The sequence below is a fragment of the Pseudomonas sp. 3-2 genome (assembly GCF_019710535.1).
Taxonomy (GTDB): domain Bacteria; phylum Pseudomonadota; class Gammaproteobacteria; order Pseudomonadales; family Pseudomonadaceae; genus Aquipseudomonas; species Aquipseudomonas pharyngis.
The window spans coordinates 1538102-1552894 of the sequence record NZ_CP081200.1 but is presented as its reverse complement, the minus strand read 5'-3'; the positions used below and the strand labels follow the sequence as shown (position 1 = coordinate 1552894).

Genomic DNA, 14793 nt, shown 5'->3' with positions numbered 1-14793 from the left:
TATGGATACTCTCGGTTATTTGGGTCAGGGCTTCGGCGTCGCGCTGAGTCCGTACAACCTGGTCACGGCCCTGACCGGCACGTTGATCGGCACCGTAGTCGGGTTGTTGCCGGGCCTGGGTCCGATCAATGGTGTGGCGTTGCTGATCCCGATCGCGTTCGCCCTCGGACTGCCGCCGGAATCTGCCCTGATCCTGCTGGCGGCGGTCTATCTGGGCTGCGAATACGGCGGCCGGATCAGCTCGATCCTGCTGAACATTCCGGGCGAAGCCTCCACCGTGATGACCACCCTCGACGGTTACCCGATGGCCCGCAAAGGCCTGGCCGGCGTGGCATTGTCGTTGTCGGCATGGAGTTCGTTCATCGGCGCCTTCATCGCCACCTGCGGCATGGTGCTGTTCGCCCCGCTGCTGGCGAAATGGGCGATTGCCTTCGGTCCGGCGGAATACTTCGTGTTGATGGTGTTCGCGATTGTCTGTCTCGGCGGCATGGCCGGTGACCGACCGCTGAAGACTTTCATTGCGGCGTTGATCGGCCTGTTCCTGTCCAGCGTCGGCATCGACGCCAACAGCGGCGTTTACCGTTTCACCGGCGACAACATTCACCTGACTGACGGCATTCAGTTCGTGGTGCTGGTACTGGGCCTGTTCTCGGTCAGCGAAATCCTCCTGCTGCTGGAAAAAACCCATCGCGGCCAGGAAGCGGTGAAAGCCACCGGGCGGATGATGTTCAACTTCAAGGAAGCAGCGTCGGTGTTCGTAGTGAACATCCGTTGCGGCCTGCTCGGTTTCATCATGGGCGTGTTGCCGGGTGCCGGCGCGACCCTGGCCAGCGCCGTGGCCTACATGACCGAGAAACGTATCGCCGGCGCCAGCGGCAAGTTTGGTCAGGGCGACGCCCGCGGCCTCGCCGCACCGGAAACCGCCATCGGTGCCTCCGCTTGCGGCGCGCTGGTGCCGATGCTGACCCTCGGCGTTCCGGGTTCGGGCACCACGGCGGTGATGATCGGCGCCCTGTCGCTGTACAACATCACCCCCGGCCCGCTGCTGTTCCAGCAACAGCCGGACATCGTCTGGGGCCTGATCGCTTCGCTGTTCATCGCCAACATCATGCTGGTGATCCTGAACATCCCGATGATCCGCATCTTCACCCGTATCCTCGCCGTGCCGAACTGGGCTCTGGTGCCGGTCATCGCGATCATCACCGGGATCGGTGTGTACGCCGTACATGCAACCACGTTCGACCTGTTCCTGATGGTCGGCATCGGCATCTTCGGCTACATCCTGCGCAAACTGGATTTCCCGCTGTCGCCAGTCCTGCTGGGGTTCATCCTCGGCGGGCTGATGGAGCAGAACCTGCGCCGGGCGCTGTCGATTTCCAACGGTGCGCTGGAAATCCTCTGGTCGAGTCCGATCACCTTCGGCGTCTGGGTGTTGACTGCCATCATGTTGCTGATGCCGCTGCTGCGCATCTGGCGCAAACGCTCGGCCGCGCAACGCGCCGTTGCCGATGTCTGATCGGCTCTCCCTCAAAACCTGGTGGGGAACCCCGCTGGTCGGTTTGCTTGGCGGCTACATCGCCAGCCAGATCGGCTGGCCGCTGCCGTGGATGGTCGGTTCGTTGCTGGCGATCATCCTGGTGCGCTGCCTGACCCCGTGGCAATTGGCTGAAATCCCTGGCGGCCGCAAGTGCGGCCAGTGGATCGTCGGGATCGGCATCGGCCTGCACTTCACCCCGCTGGTGATGGAGCAGGTGCTCGGCCACTTCGGCCTGATCTTCTTCGGCGCGCTGGTCACCAGCCTTTCGGCGGTGGTCGGCGTGTGGCTGATGCGCCGCACCGGCGAGGATCGCGCCACGGCATTTTTCTCCAGCATGCCCGGCGGCTCCGGCGAGATGGTCAACCTCGGCGCCCGCAACGGCGCGCTGCTCAGCCATGTCGCGGCCGGGCAGAGTCTGCGGGTGTTGGTGGTGGTGTTGTGTGTTCCGGCGGCGTTCAAGTATCTGCTGGGTGACGGCACCCCGATTTCACACGCCGGCAGCGTCGATTGGCGCTGGCTGGCGATTCTTTTTCCGGCGGGTGGCTTGCTCGCCTGGCTCTGGCAACGTCTGCGTCAACCCAACCCTTGGCTGTTCGGTCCGCTGCTGGTCAGCGCGGCGGTGAGCATCGGCTGGGATCTGCACATCGGTTTGCCCAATGGCGGCAGTCAGATTGGCCAGTGGTTGATCGGCAGCGGTCTGGGGTGTCACTTCAACCGCCAGTTCTTCCGCCGCGCCCCGTCGTTCATGGGGCGCACATTGATCGGCACGGCGCTGACCATGTTGATCGCGACACTGGCGGCGTTGGGATTGAGTGCGCTGACCCATCTGGATCTGCGCTCGCTGACGTTGGGCATGATGCCCGGCGGGATCGCCGAGATGAGCCTGACGGCAGAGACCCTGCAACTGTCGGTGCCGCTGGTGACGGCAATGCAGGTGATGCGGTTGTTGTTCGTGTTGTTTCTGGCGGAACCGTTGTTCAAATACTGGAACCGCCAGCCCTGAGTTTCAGACTACCAACGGCAGGCGCCACTCGATCGGAGCTTCGCCGTTCTGCTCCAGGAATTTATTGGTGCGGCTGAAGTGCCCGCAACCGAGAAAGCCGCGATAGGCCGACAGCGGCGACGGGTGCACCGAGGTCAGCACCAGATGTTTGGTGGCATCGATCAGCTTCTGCTTGCTCTGCGCATGGGCGCCCCAGAGCATGAACACCAGATGCGGTTGTTTCTGGCTGACCACTTCAATGATCCGATCCGTGAAGAACTGCCAGCCCTTGTCCTTGTGCGCATTGGCGTTGGCGCGTTCGACGGTCATGGTGGTGTTGAGCATCAACACGCCCTGATCGGCCCAGCTCTGCAGATAGCCGTGATTAGGGATGTCGATGTTCAGGTCGCGCTTCAACTCTTTATAGATATTGACCAGCGATGGCGGCGCCGGCACGCCCGGTTGCACCGAGAAGCACAAGCCGTGGGCCTGGCCCGGGCCGTGGTATGGGTCCTGGCCGAGGATGACCACTTTTACCTTGTCCAGCGGCGTCGAGTTCAGCGCGTTGAAGATCATCGGGCCCGGCGGATAGATTTCCTTGCCGGCCGCCCGCTCCTGCTGCAAAAAAGTGCGCAACTCTGCCATGTAGGGCTGGTCGAATTCGGCACGCAGTGCCTCCTTCCAGCTCGGTTCGAGTTTGATACGGTCGTCAGCAGTCATGGTCATACCCGGCAAAAACAATGGGGCGAACCCTAGGAAAGCCGACCACGCTTGTCAATTGATCTGACGCAGATCCGGCACTTTCCCACACAGCGATCATACTGATCGTTCAAATTCCCGATCGAGGTCACGATGAATCTGCACTTCGAAGAACTCACCGGCACCGACGGCGCGCGCATCGGCGTGGCCACGCTGGATGCCGAAAAGTCGCTCAATGCGCTGTCCCTGCCGATGATCCACGCCCTGAGTGACAGACTGAACGCCTGGGCCAAGGATCCGCAAATCGTCTGCGTGCTACTGCGCGGCAACGGCGCCAAGGCCTTCTGCGCTGGCGGCGAAGTGCGCAGCCTGGTGGAAGCCTGTCGCGCCCATCCCGGTGAGGTGCCGCCGCTGGCCGCCCAGTTTTTCAACGCTGAATACCACCTGGACTACAGCCTGCACACCTATCCGAAACCGTTGATCTGCTGGGGACACGGATATGTGCTGGGCGGTGGCATGGGCCTCTTGCAAGGCGCGAGCATCCGGATCGTCACGCCGAGCAGTCGTCTGGCGATGCCGGAAATCAGCATCGGCCTGTACCCGGATGTCGGCGCCAGTTGGTTCCTCTCGCGGCTGCCGGGCAAGCTCGGTTTGTTCCTTGGCTTGACCGGCGCGCACATGAACGGTCGCGATGCGATTGATCTGGACCTGGCCGACCGCTTCCTGCTCGACGAACAGCAGCAGGAATTGATCGACGGCTTGTTGCAGTTGAACTGGCAGGAACAGACCGCCATGCAGCTCAACAGCCTGCTCAAGGCACTGCAGCAGGAAGCCGTGGCGCAGATGCCTGAGGCGCAATGGCTGCCGCGTCGGCAGCAGATCGATGAATGGCTGGATGTCAGCGACGTGATCTGCGCCTGGAAAGCCATCAGCCTGCATCGCGACAGCAGCGACCCGTTGATTGCCCGTGCCGCGAAAACCATGAGCGAAGGTTCGCCGCTTACCGCGCATCTGGTCTGGGAACAGATCATCCGCGCCCGCCACATGTCGCTGGCCGAAGTCTTTCAGATGGAATACACCCTGAGCCTCAATTGCTGCCGGCATCCGGAATTCAGCGAAGGGGTCCGGGCGCGGCTGATCGACAAGGATCAAAAACCGCACTGGCACTGGCCGGACATCGCCCGGGTGCCGGACGCGGTGGTCGAGGCGCACTTTCACAAGGTCTGGGAGGGGCGGCATCCGTTGGCGGATCTGTCGCAATACTAAAACCGATCATTGCCCGCGATGGCAGTCTCTTGAGCTCTGTCGCGGGAAGTTTGAGCCAGTTGCAAAACTATCTGCGATCAAACATTCAACTCGTAAAACGCGATTATTTCCTTCATTGCCCGCAACGCCTCTTCATCATTTCTCGGCAAGATATCCTCTACGTCCCGCAACGGAGGTAGAGGGTGCAAAAGCTCAGCGAGTTGATTCGCCGTGTAATTTTCAACACCTCCCTCTTCTCCTTGAACGCTGATGAAGCTGATAGCGGCATTGCCTCCTGAAAAGTGTTCGGAGACACGAATCTTTGGCGACATGCCATAACTGACTACGATGACGAGATCATCCCGTTCACGGTGGAACTTTAGATGGTCAATGGACAGTCCGACTTCTGAAAAGTCTATACCGTCAGTTCCGCCACCGGCATTGACTACCAGATCTCGTCCGAGACCATCATATTTATACACATCATTACCCCCGCCACCGGACAAAGTGTCATTGCCCTGCCCACCGTAAAGCACATCATCGCCAGAGCCACCGCAAAGCAGATCATCGCCTTGCATCCCTCTTATTTCACCAGCGCCTCTGAGGGTGTCATTACCGCGACCGCCCACGAGGGGGAGAAAATGGTTGTCTCGAAAGGACTTAACCTGAGTAGCGTCCTGAACGTTGATGCCGTGATGATAAGTATCGGGGGCGATGCCTAATCGGCTAACGAGATCTTTAAAACTGATGCTCGACCCGTCAGAAAACCTCACCCGTTCAATACCGGAACCACCGATGTCATCCGGATTGGGCAAAACGATTCGTACTTTTTGAGTTCCGCCCCATTCGATATCGAGTGTGGTGTACAACATCTGGGCCCGAGGCGGTTGACGATGAGCGCTACGTGGTGGGGCGGGTGAGAGTTCGATATTTACCGTCTCAACCAACACAGCGCCCCAGGTTAGCTTCAACTTATCTGGTTTCGCCTCTTCCGGAAGAACGACTGTATCAATATCAAGCGCCCCAAACTCTTCACTCCACCCGGAAGCGCCAACCTCAGGACTCGAAAAAACAGGGTTAAGCACGTCCGCAATAATGGTGGTTGCGCCATCATGCGCTCCAACGATGTAAGTGTCGGGACCGTTTTCGCCGTAAAGCCAATCTTCTCCCGGCCCACTGATCAAATAATCGGCACCCGCAGAGCCAAGCAGTGTGTCGTTGCCTGCGCCAGCCGATAAAAATGCGCCTGGGATCCTGTCGTTCACCCCGCCGTAATCAAGCACTGAACCAGCATGGGTAACCACCAAGTCATCTCCTGCACCGCCATGAAAGAGATTTCCCACTTCGAGATTTACCCTGCCGCCAGCGTCATTACCATGAACAACTTTATGCTTGATCGTTTGGGTAGTAGAGCTCCAGCGAAAGGCTTTACGAACAGTTTCATGATTTTCAAAACTGCCAGCGGGATACACATACCAACCCTTAATGGCGCCCGAGTGGTCTATATCTTCGACTACAGCATCACCCACGTTGAACGAGAACCCCGAATAACTGGAGCCAGATGGGTAATATTTTGGCTTTTGTTTCGGTAATTGCGCAGTTTCAGCTTTTACAAACTTGAACGTGGTTTTCGTTGCAGAAATTGACTGCCTTTCAGTCACCACGGCGTCAGCGGCAATCGCTCCCATCCACTCAGGTGTCTTGGAAAAGACCCCGGCTTCAACGTCCTCATGGATCAATTCGGCGCTGATGGCATAACCACTTTCGTCGGTAGCAATATGACTTCTAACCCAAACACCCTGATCGTTCAGTGCAAATCCTGATGCCTGCCTGTCCGCTGAGCGCTTTGCTTTCAGTTCCGAAAGAAAAAGGCTATCCCAGTCGATGTGACGACTGGTTTCACTACCTTCCCTCTCAGTAGAAGCGGCTAAGTCATCGGGCAGTGTCTGGACGACTGCTTCGCTCTCAATGTCCTGCATTTTTCCGGCATCGGGCACCGTAGCAATTGTCGCGGACGGATCTCTTACATCTACCGGTTGCACCGTTAATTTGATTACATCCTGGAAATTCAGGATCACGCCATCGTTGAACCTGAACGTCGAACCTGCCCATTTCTCATGGTGACGAATCAGAAGCGCGTCACCAATACCATTCGACAGCCGCAACGCCGTGCCCGCATCAAGATTAACGATCTTGGCTTGCAAGTTCTCCGCAGAAAATCCATCGCCAAAACTTACGACGTTGTTGCCACCGGTATCGGTAACAACATCCAGTCCATCACCCACTCCGAAGTAGAAAACATCGTTACCCTGCATCCCTTCCAGATAATCGTTGCCGGCACCACCCTCAAACACGTTATCGCCAGGGCCGCCGCGCAAATAATCGACTCCCTCCCCGCCAACCAGCGTGTCGTTTCCGCCACCGCCCAGCAAAGTGTCGTTGCCTGAACCGCCATCAAGATAATCAGCGCCATGTTCTGCTTCGGATGTTTGCTCGTAGTCCCCCATCAAAAAGTCATCATCGGCACCGCCCAAAAGCGTATCGGCGCCCAAACCACCCCAGAGCGTATCGTTTCCTGAATTACCTTGAATGTGGTCATCGTTGGTTCCGCCCGTTTGCAAGTTGGGCTCATCGCCATCCAGAGCGTCGGCGCCTGATCCGCCTCTCAGTGTGTCGGAGCCACCCAACCCACGGAGTGTGTCGTCACCCGCACCGCCATCGAGATAATCATCACCGTGGTAACGAATTGGGTGCTCATGGTAATCACCAACCAATTCGTCGTTACCGCTGCCACCGAAAAGTAAGTCATCCGCACCTCCGCCCCAGAGGGTATCGTCCCCCGCGCCGCCATCCAGAAAATCAATCCCGAAAAAATGCGCCGCATCACCCGAAACTCCTTGCAGTACGCTGTCATCTCCGTTCAGAACATCATTGCCAGCGCCACCGTACAGCACGTCGTTACCACCGTTGCCGGCTAGAGCGTCATCGCCATCGCCGCCCTGCAAAAAATCGTTGCCATGGTGGCTGCCGTGGAGACCGCCACCCCAATCGAGGTTGTCTCCAAACAATGTGTCATCGCCACTCCCGCCAGCCAGCGTGTCATTACCTCCCTCCCCGGCCAACGTGTCGTCTTCACTTCCGCCGTCAAGCAGATCATCTCCCCAGCCTCCATTGATAAAGTCCCGGCCCCCTTGGCCATAGAGAACGTCATTGCCCCCCTCCAAGGGTTGGTTCAAAGAGGAGTTCTCGAAGACGGTACGAAAGCTAGTGACTCCACCGGGGATTTGAACGTTGATTTGCTTGTATTCCCAATTTTGCTCATGTGCGCCCGTTGCTTCATCACCGGATAAATTGTCATCACCAGCTCCCCCGACCAAGGTATCTCGACCGATCCCGCCGAGCAGCACGTCTCGCGAGGCAGTGCCGACAAGCAGGTCATCACCCTGCCCACCATCCAGCCAGTCGCCACGGCTGGTCTTTCCCTTTGTTGCATCGGCAAAGGCATTTTCCAGCGTCGACTGCTTGTCACCGAATAAACGGTCATTGCCGTCCTTGCCGAACAATCGATCAGACCCGCCAAGACCAACGATCAGGTCATCTTTCGGTGATCCATAAAGCAGGTCGGCTTTGTTCCTCTGCTTAACATTGGGCAAATGCACGGCGTTGCCCAACTCATCAAAGGAAGGCTGATCTCCGCGAACATTCGGGTCGTTATCTTTAACTTTCCAGTCGCCTTGAAGGACCAGGTCGGGGACGGAGAGGGTCTGGCTTTGGTAATCAGGAAGATCAATGCCGAGCATCCCTGGCTTGAAATTCTTTACGACGATGAGATCACTCAGTCCGTATTTAATGTTCAGCGTGTTTTCAGCCAGATCTTCAATGAGCGTCAAGCTGATGGCTCGATCTTCCGTAAGCCAGATATTGCTGAGCGGAGCACTGCGTTCGAGAGGTGGGATCGGAAGTCCATTTATCAGCAACGCGCCCCCAACGTCCGCATCAAAAATTTCGTCGACTCCATCTCCGCTGGAGAACTCGTATCGATCGTTACCCGCCCCTCCCGTCAGAGAGTCGTTGCCCTTTCCACCCACCAAAACATCATCACCAACCATCCCGTGCAACGCGTCATTCCCATCGCCTCCACTCAAAAAGTCGTTACCGCGAGCCCCCTGGATAAAATCATTACCGGAAAGTCCGCTGATTGAATCGTTGCCGCCACCGCCGTAAAGATGATCGGTATTCGTTCCGCCACCAAATGATCGTCCGCCGTCATCACCAAACATGACCAGAGGGTTTGAGACGCCTGTGGTCATCGGGGCCTGTCTGCCTGAAGCCAAATCCGAATAGGAAAAGGTCTGGACAGTGTTTCGACCGAACGATCCATTGGTTCGGGAAATCAGCCGGGCCAGCATTTCAGAACGATCGGCAAGCCACTGCTCAGTGATGAAACCCTCCCCCGTTTCGGGATCGTAAAGCTCCAGTTCGCGTCCGGAAAAACCGTCGGCCCGCTCAATCACTATTTCGCTTAGTTGCTTGAGGGAATTGCGTAATGCGGCGCCGATTGGCGTTGCCTGACTGGCCAACGTTGCCCAGTCCTTGGCACTGCCATACTCGCCAATGGTTCTGGTAACGATGCTTTGCGATTGAGACGGAGAAAGTGCGGAGAAAAATGTGTAGGCATTGGAGGCGAAGGTTTCGTCGGTGGTAGGCGTGGCGGCCGAGTTTCCGTCGTAGGTTCGCCTGAGCATGTCAAAGAAATCATTCAGGTTATATCGCAATATCAGGCTGACAATAGGTGAGATGGGCGTACCTTTCACCACATGCTGAATCAGCGGATTGATGCTGCCACTGGCAAGAGCGATGTTTATCTGTTCGGGCAGGACTGAAAACAGGCTTTCAACCATATTCGACCCGAAGTTTTTAATCACTGCCTGCAATGCAACACTGTATGAGTCCACGGAAAACAGAATATTCTTTAGGTCATCGAGCCTATTGAACTTGGCGAGGTCATGATTACCTTTGATGTGGGAATCCGGATCACCGGCGGAGATCAATCGCCAGGTTTCATAGGGTCTTTCTCCACCCAGCAGGCTAAAGCCGATTGTTCCAGACCATCCCGCATTACGACTGGTAGCTGTATCAATGTCACCAACATCTTCACGAAATAATACTTTACCAATAGCGCTCGCATCGATTGCTGCAATTTGGCTTATGGAGGGCACAGCCCATGGCGCCAAATCATGTTCAACGGACCCTTTTATCAGCGCGTTCATGAAATTGACAGCCACCTGATTAGATGACTCTTGCATCTTGAAATCGCTAAACTTTTTATTTAGCCTCAACTCCCCCTGCCGCAGGGTGTAGGCTCGGATCAACGTAGAGTAAGCGCCCACCCCGCCATTCGCATCAATTGCTACATCGAGCCAGAGTTTGGCATTTTTAAAAATGCCCATTACGTTCTCATCGAACGCAGAACAATCTAAAAACTTTTCACCCAAAATATTTGACAATGCGCGGTAAAGTACAGCACAGTTTCGCCCCTCTACCGCCACAGCACGATACTCTTGCCGCTCGACATTGAATTCCATCCCATCACAAACATTTGCAGCCTGCAAAATTGCCGTCTTTTCCAAATCGCTGAATATATAAGTCACATTTACTTCCCTGTAATAATTGAACGTGAAAGATAGTCACTAACAGACTTAAGCGCTTCAGGAGCACCCCGTAATCCTTCTGTACCCAAATGTATACGGCCATCCCCACCTGCAAAGTCAAAACTATGCAACTCGACCGTACAGTACGCACGCAAACTGCCAAACTCCAAATTCTCCAACTGTTCCTTATTCATTTTCAGAAGATATGCTTTACTCAAACCACTGGCCGAAGCTTTAGATTCTGGCGAATTTAAACCATCACAATTTATCGTCCGTGGTGTTCCATCACGCCGGCGCCAGTCGTGCATAACAAACGTTCGAACAGAGAATTCATTTTTGATACTGGGTGGTGATGCGGTAAGCCAAAGTTCCAGGCCTGGGTAGTTCTTCAGCTTTACAACCAGCTCATCCGGCCAATCCCCATGCCGTCCGCCCATATTGTGCGGTTCCGTGGTATCCCTTCTGGTGTAAAGCCTGGCGGTAACGTGGTAATGCGTCCAGCTGGTGGGTGGTTCTACCCCAAGAGTTTCATATACAGGAACCAGTTCTTTTCCCGTCCACCAGAATGACCCATCAAGAAGATCGGCAATACAGGAACCGTCGCTCCTTAATGTCGATCCAAAATAGAACCCGGGAATCCTTGTACGATCCAGCAGGCTGCCGCCAAGTATCGGGACCTGCTCCATACCCGCCAGCTTCCTGCTGCATTCCCCTTGTTTCTTCTGATAAATCTCCCGCGCCTCTGCGGCCTCCTCCCATCGGATACAGAAATCAACGACCCAATAACAGATCGCTAGTAACACTCCATATTTAATCCCCCTTCTGCACTGGCGAAAAACTTCCTTGCGAGACATCTTAAGCATTTCAAATCTCCATTTTAAAATGACCAATCACATCACTCGAAACAACTCACCTCATCAACTCCTTAAACACTTCAAAGTAACCGCTTACTCCTTTAACCACATCGAATTCGCTTGCCTTCAACCTCGCCGCATCCTTCATAGACTCAAAACCACCGAAAGACTTTAAAACCCTGCACACTGCCGTGGCGATTTCCTCAGCGTCAAAAAAGCCCACAAGTATCCCGTTAAATCCATCTTCGATAACTTCCTGCACGGGAGCGGTATTTGAACCTACGACAACACAGCCAGATGCCATTGCTTCCAACAGAGACCAGGACAAAACAAATGGATATGTCAAATACACGTGAGCTTTTGAAAGACTCAGAACCGATCTGTATGTTTGATAAGGCAACTTCCCAACAAAGTGAACATTGGAAATATCAATATCCACCTCCGCGACCATCTTGCTTCGCCAGTTGGGGTATCCAATGGGCATCCGCCCATAACTGACATCATCCCCACCCACTACAATGACCTGCGCGCTCGGGCACTTTTCCTGAATATAGGGAATGGATCTCATAAAACTATGAAAGCCTCGGTACGGCTCGAGGTTTCTGGCGACATAAGTCACGATAGGCTGACCTGTTCTTAACACGCGACCACTCGGCAGAGTTACAGATTCGACCTTTTCCGACTCTGCAAATTGAACAACCCCTTCATGAATGACGCGAATTTTAGACTGATATACTTTCGGAAAAAGACCGCGCTGCCATTGTGTAGGTGCAATCCCGACATCACACTGCTCGACATTCACAAGATGCATCGAATTCAAGACTCTAAGCCTTGAAGACGCATCCATCGCACAGGGAAATTCAGGATCGAAACCAGAGTCTGCCTCACGCGCTCGGTAATAGTACTCACAGAAATGAACTAGCGGCACATCGGGGTAAACATCTTTGACGAATAGCGTTTCACCCCACCCAGGATGGGCAAGAACTACATCAGGCCGAAAGCCTGCCTGGCTGAGTCTCTTCAATATTCGTTGAACTTGTTGCCCGTCCGAAACAGCCTCTTCATATCTGTACAAATAGTTATGAACGCCATTAATCATCTTCCTTGATGGTCGATATCGAAATAACTTTACCCCGGCAATACCTGGCGCTGTATCGCGCCCAATTGCAATGACGCCCAGACGCCTGCGCAATGCGTCCAACGCCACATGACGAAACTGACCGGGAAAATTCTGATGAATGATAAGAAGATTCATATCCGAGCAATATCCCGCGCTTATACACCTCCATGAAATTGAAGTTTTTCAACATCAACATGTGCATACAAACGCTAACAAATGCCCAGAAATAAAACTGTAGGAGGGTTCCGAGAACCCCCTAGGAGATGGTGCGAAACCACACCAACGCAAAAAACAGGCACAAAAAAAGCGGCGCTCAATGCGCCGCTTTTTTGCGGGGGGTTACCAGCGGTTGCCGTGTCGGTTGTAGTCGCCGCGTCCACTGTGACGGTCGTAGTTGCCACGACCCCGGCGGTCATCCCAGCCACTGCGACGGTGGTCGTCCCAGCGTCCGCGATCATGACCGTGCCAGCGACGGTTCTCGTAGTAGCGCGGGGCCGGTTGGTAGTAACGAGGCGCCGAGTAATAGCGTGGAGCCGGTTGGTAATAGCGTGGTGCAGGCTGGTAGTAGCGCGGCGCCGAATAATACGTGCTGCCGCCGGTGTAATAAGTGCCACCGCTGTAATACGAAGGTGCCTGCGATGTGTAGACCTCTGAGCTGTAGTAGCCATCTCCGTAGGAATAAGGGACGCATCCGCCAAGGGAAAAAAGCATCACGGTAAACAGAAGAATTCGGCGATACATGGCGGCCTCCTGGACCGCGGGTAGCCACACCAGCGACGCTGGCAGGCGTCAGTCTTTCATTCGGCGACTGACGAAATATCTGACAGCGATTTCGGCATCCGGTGCGTTTCTGCAACAACTTGAAACAAGTGATTCATGAAACCTTGTTCATGCAGAAACGCCGTCATTCAGCCGCTGATTAGTGGTGCCCACCGTGGTATCCGCCGCCGTGATAACCCCGTCCGTAGCCGCCGCGATAGCCATGGCCGCCGTAGTAATAGCGGGCGCCACCGTAGTAACGCGGGCCGTAATAACCACCGTAGTAATAGGGCGAGTAATAGCCGGGATAGTAATAGGGCGTGGAGTAAACATCGTAGCCGCCGGCGTAGTAGTAACAGCCGGACAGCCCTAGACCGAGCACTGCTCCCAGCAGCACCCGACGTAGCAATTTTGAAATACGCATGGCGGCCTCCTGAAAGACCTGTGACAGCAGTCGGCACAGACCGGCTGACATCAGATTTGACTGGCTGACCGCTACCGAGTGCCCAACCCTCAGGGGCATCGGATCAGCGGCAGCGGACGCTGCATGACGGTGCAACCGCGCACCAACACAAAGCGCCCACAGGCGTTCGCCATCAACCGCAACCTCACGAACGCCCGTAGCAGAGGGCCCGACCCGACTTGGCACGCCTCTCGCTTTAGCAAACCCGTGCAGGAGTCATCACAGGTTCGCGGCACCACAATTTGCAATGGCTGACTAGGGTTCCGGCTCGCATCTGCGAGTGGCTGGTCCGAGAGTTGGCGACCTCCAGTTGAGGTTACACGGCGGGACAAAAGCCCGGGAGACAAGCCACCGTTCGCGGTGCCGCGTTGCCTTCCTGTCCGCCCTTGATCAACTGGAGAAGCCACCATGTCCCGACTACGTTTGCCCGCCCTGCTCGCCGCCGCGTTCGCCGCGCTCATCAGCACTCAATCCCCCGCCGCGCAGAAAGACCACTTCAGCGTCTGCTGGACGATCTATGCCGGCTGGATGCCATGGGAATACGCCGGCAGCCAGGGCATCGTCGACAAATGGGCGAAGAAGTACGGGATCAAGATTGATGTCGTGCAACTCAACGATTACGTCGAGTCGATCAACCAGTACACCGCTGGCCAGTTCGACGGCTGCACCATGACCAACATGGATGCCTTGACCATACCGGCCGCCGGCGGCGTCGACAGCACCGCGCTGATCGTCAGCGATTTCTCCAACGGCAATGACGGCATCGTCCTCAAAGGCGACGGCAAGAAAGTCGCCGACCTCAAGGGCATGGACGTCAACCTGGTCGAACTGTCGGTCTCGCATTACCTGCTGGCCCGCGCACTGGACTCGGTCGATCTGACCGAAAAAGACCTGAAAGTGGTCAACACCTCCGACGCCGACATTTCCGCCGCCTTCAACACCGAACAGGTCAACGCCGTCACCACCTGGAACCCGATGCTTTCGGACATCAAGGCCAAACCGGGCGTGACCGAAGTCTTCAACTCCAGCCAGATCCCCGGCGAAATCATGGACATGATGGTGGTCAACAGCGCCACCCTTAAAGACAACCCGGCCCTGGGCAAGGCACTGACCGGCGCGTGGTTCGAAGTGGTCGAGTTGATGAACGCGAAAAACGCGGCGAGCAAAGCCGCGCTGGAGCACATGGCCAAAGCCTCGGGCACCGACCTGGCCGGATTCCAGGCGCAACTGGACACCACCAAACTCTTCGCCACACCGAAAGAAGCCCTGGCGTTCGCCACCAGCAAGCAACTGCCGGAAACCATGCGCAGGGTCGCCGAGTTCTCGTTCCAGCACGGTTTGCTCGGTGAAGGCGCGAAAGACACCAGCGCGGTCGGCATGGCATTCGCCAACGGCGTGACCAGCGGCGACACCGGCAACCTCAAGCTGCGTTTCGATCCGACCTACGTGCAGATGGCCGCTGACGCCAAGCTGTAAGACACGG

Annotated in this window: 10 protein-coding genes and 1 riboswitch; of the genes, 4 read left to right on the top strand and 6 right to left on the bottom strand. The window is 55.9% G+C overall.

The genetic code is table 11. The features are described from left to right. The first annotated feature begins 1 nt into the window (after position 1). The gene (locus K3819_RS06985; protein WP_039772694.1) at positions 2–1516 is read left to right on the top strand and encodes a tripartite tricarboxylate transporter permease; all 1515 of its coding nucleotides are present in this window, start codon (positions 2–4) and stop codon (positions 1514–1516) included. Then, positions 1509–2540 carry an AbrB family transcriptional regulator gene (locus K3819_RS06980; RefSeq protein ID WP_085611616.1) on the top strand — a complete coding sequence of 344 codons (1032 nt, stop codon included), beginning with the start codon at positions 1509–1511 and terminating at the stop codon, positions 2538–2540. Before K3819_RS06985 ends, K3819_RS06980 begins: the two co-directional genes overlap by 8 nt. A gap of 3 nt (positions 2541–2543) precedes the next feature. On the opposite strand, the gene ung is transcribed toward K3819_RS06980, so the two are convergent. Then, complete coding sequence (gene ung, locus K3819_RS06975; RefSeq protein ID WP_085611659.1) at positions 2544–3239, bottom strand: uracil-DNA glycosylase; 696 nt, start codon at positions 3237–3239, stop codon at positions 2544–2546. 132 nt (positions 3240–3371) lie between these two features. Between ung and K3819_RS06970 the strand changes: the two genes are divergently transcribed. Continuing rightward, positions 3372–4484 (top strand): enoyl-CoA hydratase/isomerase family protein, encoded by a 1113-nt coding sequence (locus tag K3819_RS06970; protein WP_085611617.1) that lies wholly within the window; start codon positions 3372–3374, stop codon positions 4482–4484. Positions 4485–4561: 77 nt separating this feature from the next. On the opposite strand, the gene K3819_RS06965 is transcribed toward K3819_RS06970, so the two are convergent. From K3819_RS06965 to K3819_RS06945, 5 genes are all read right to left on the bottom strand, one after another. Beyond that, complete coding sequence (locus tag K3819_RS06965; RefSeq protein ID WP_221398908.1) at positions 4562–10114, bottom strand: calcium-binding protein; 5553 nt, start codon at positions 10112–10114, stop codon at positions 4562–4564. Positions 10115–10116: 2 nt separating this feature from the next. Next, the gene (locus tag K3819_RS06960; protein ID WP_085611619.1) at positions 10117–10977 is read right to left on the bottom strand and encodes a hypothetical protein; all 861 of its coding nucleotides are present in this window, start codon (positions 10975–10977) and stop codon (positions 10117–10119) included. Positions 10978–11023: 46 nt separating this feature from the next. Next, positions 11024–12223 (bottom strand): glycosyltransferase family 4 protein, encoded by a 1200-nt coding sequence (locus K3819_RS06955; RefSeq protein WP_221398907.1) that lies wholly within the window; start codon positions 12221–12223, stop codon positions 11024–11026. 204 nt (positions 12224–12427) lie between these two features. After that, positions 12428–12829: a hypothetical protein gene (locus K3819_RS06950; protein WP_085611621.1), complete on the bottom strand. Its 402-nt coding sequence runs from the start codon at positions 12827–12829 to the stop codon at positions 12428–12430. A gap of 178 nt (positions 12830–13007) precedes the next feature. Next, positions 13008–13271, bottom strand: coding sequence for a hypothetical protein (locus K3819_RS06945; protein WP_064383076.1), 264 nt, complete (start codon positions 13269–13271; stop codon positions 13008–13010). A 283-nt stretch (positions 13272–13554) separates the two neighbouring features. Further along, a riboswitch (guanidine-I (ykkC/yxkD leader) is annotated at positions 13555–13655 on the top strand. A 63-nt stretch (positions 13656–13718) separates the two neighbouring features. On the opposite strand from K3819_RS06945, the gene K3819_RS06940 reads away from it, so the two are divergent. Continuing rightward, the gene (locus K3819_RS06940) at positions 13719–14786 is read left to right on the top strand and encodes a putative urea ABC transporter substrate-binding protein (RefSeq protein ID WP_221398906.1); all 1068 of its coding nucleotides are present in this window, start codon (positions 13719–13721) and stop codon (positions 14784–14786) included. Positions 14787–14793 lie beyond the last annotated feature (7 nt).

Bases quoted from the DNA above. Each gene is read 5' to 3' on its own strand.
- K3819_RS06945 (WP_064383076.1), bottom strand. From the start codon at position 13,271: ATGCGTATTTCAAAATTGCTACGTCGGGTGCTGCTGGGAGCAGTGCTC.
- K3819_RS06950 (WP_085611621.1), bottom strand. From the start codon at position 12,829: ATGTATCGCCGAATTCTTCTGTTTACCGTGATGCTTTTTTCCCTTGGC.
- K3819_RS06985 (WP_039772694.1), top strand. From the start codon at position 2: ATGGATACTCTCGGTTATTTGGGTCAGGGCTTCGGCGTCGCGCTGAGT.
- ung (WP_085611659.1), bottom strand. From the start codon at position 3,239: ATGACTGCTGACGACCGTATCAAACTCGAACCGAGCTGGAAGGAGGCA.
- K3819_RS06970 (WP_085611617.1), top strand. From the start codon at position 3,372: ATGAATCTGCACTTCGAAGAACTCACCGGCACCGACGGCGCGCGCATC.
- K3819_RS06960 (WP_085611619.1), bottom strand. From the start codon at position 10,977: ATGCTTAAGATGTCTCGCAAGGAAGTTTTTCGCCAGTGCAGAAGGGGG.
- K3819_RS06980 (WP_085611616.1), top strand. From the start codon at position 1,509: ATGTCTGATCGGCTCTCCCTCAAAACCTGGTGGGGAACCCCGCTGGTC.
- K3819_RS06955 (WP_221398907.1), bottom strand. From the start codon at position 12,223: ATGAATCTTCTTATCATTCATCAGAATTTTCCCGGTCAGTTTCGTCAT.
- K3819_RS06940 (WP_221398906.1), top strand. From the start codon at position 13,719: ATGTCCCGACTACGTTTGCCCGCCCTGCTCGCCGCCGCGTTCGCCGCG.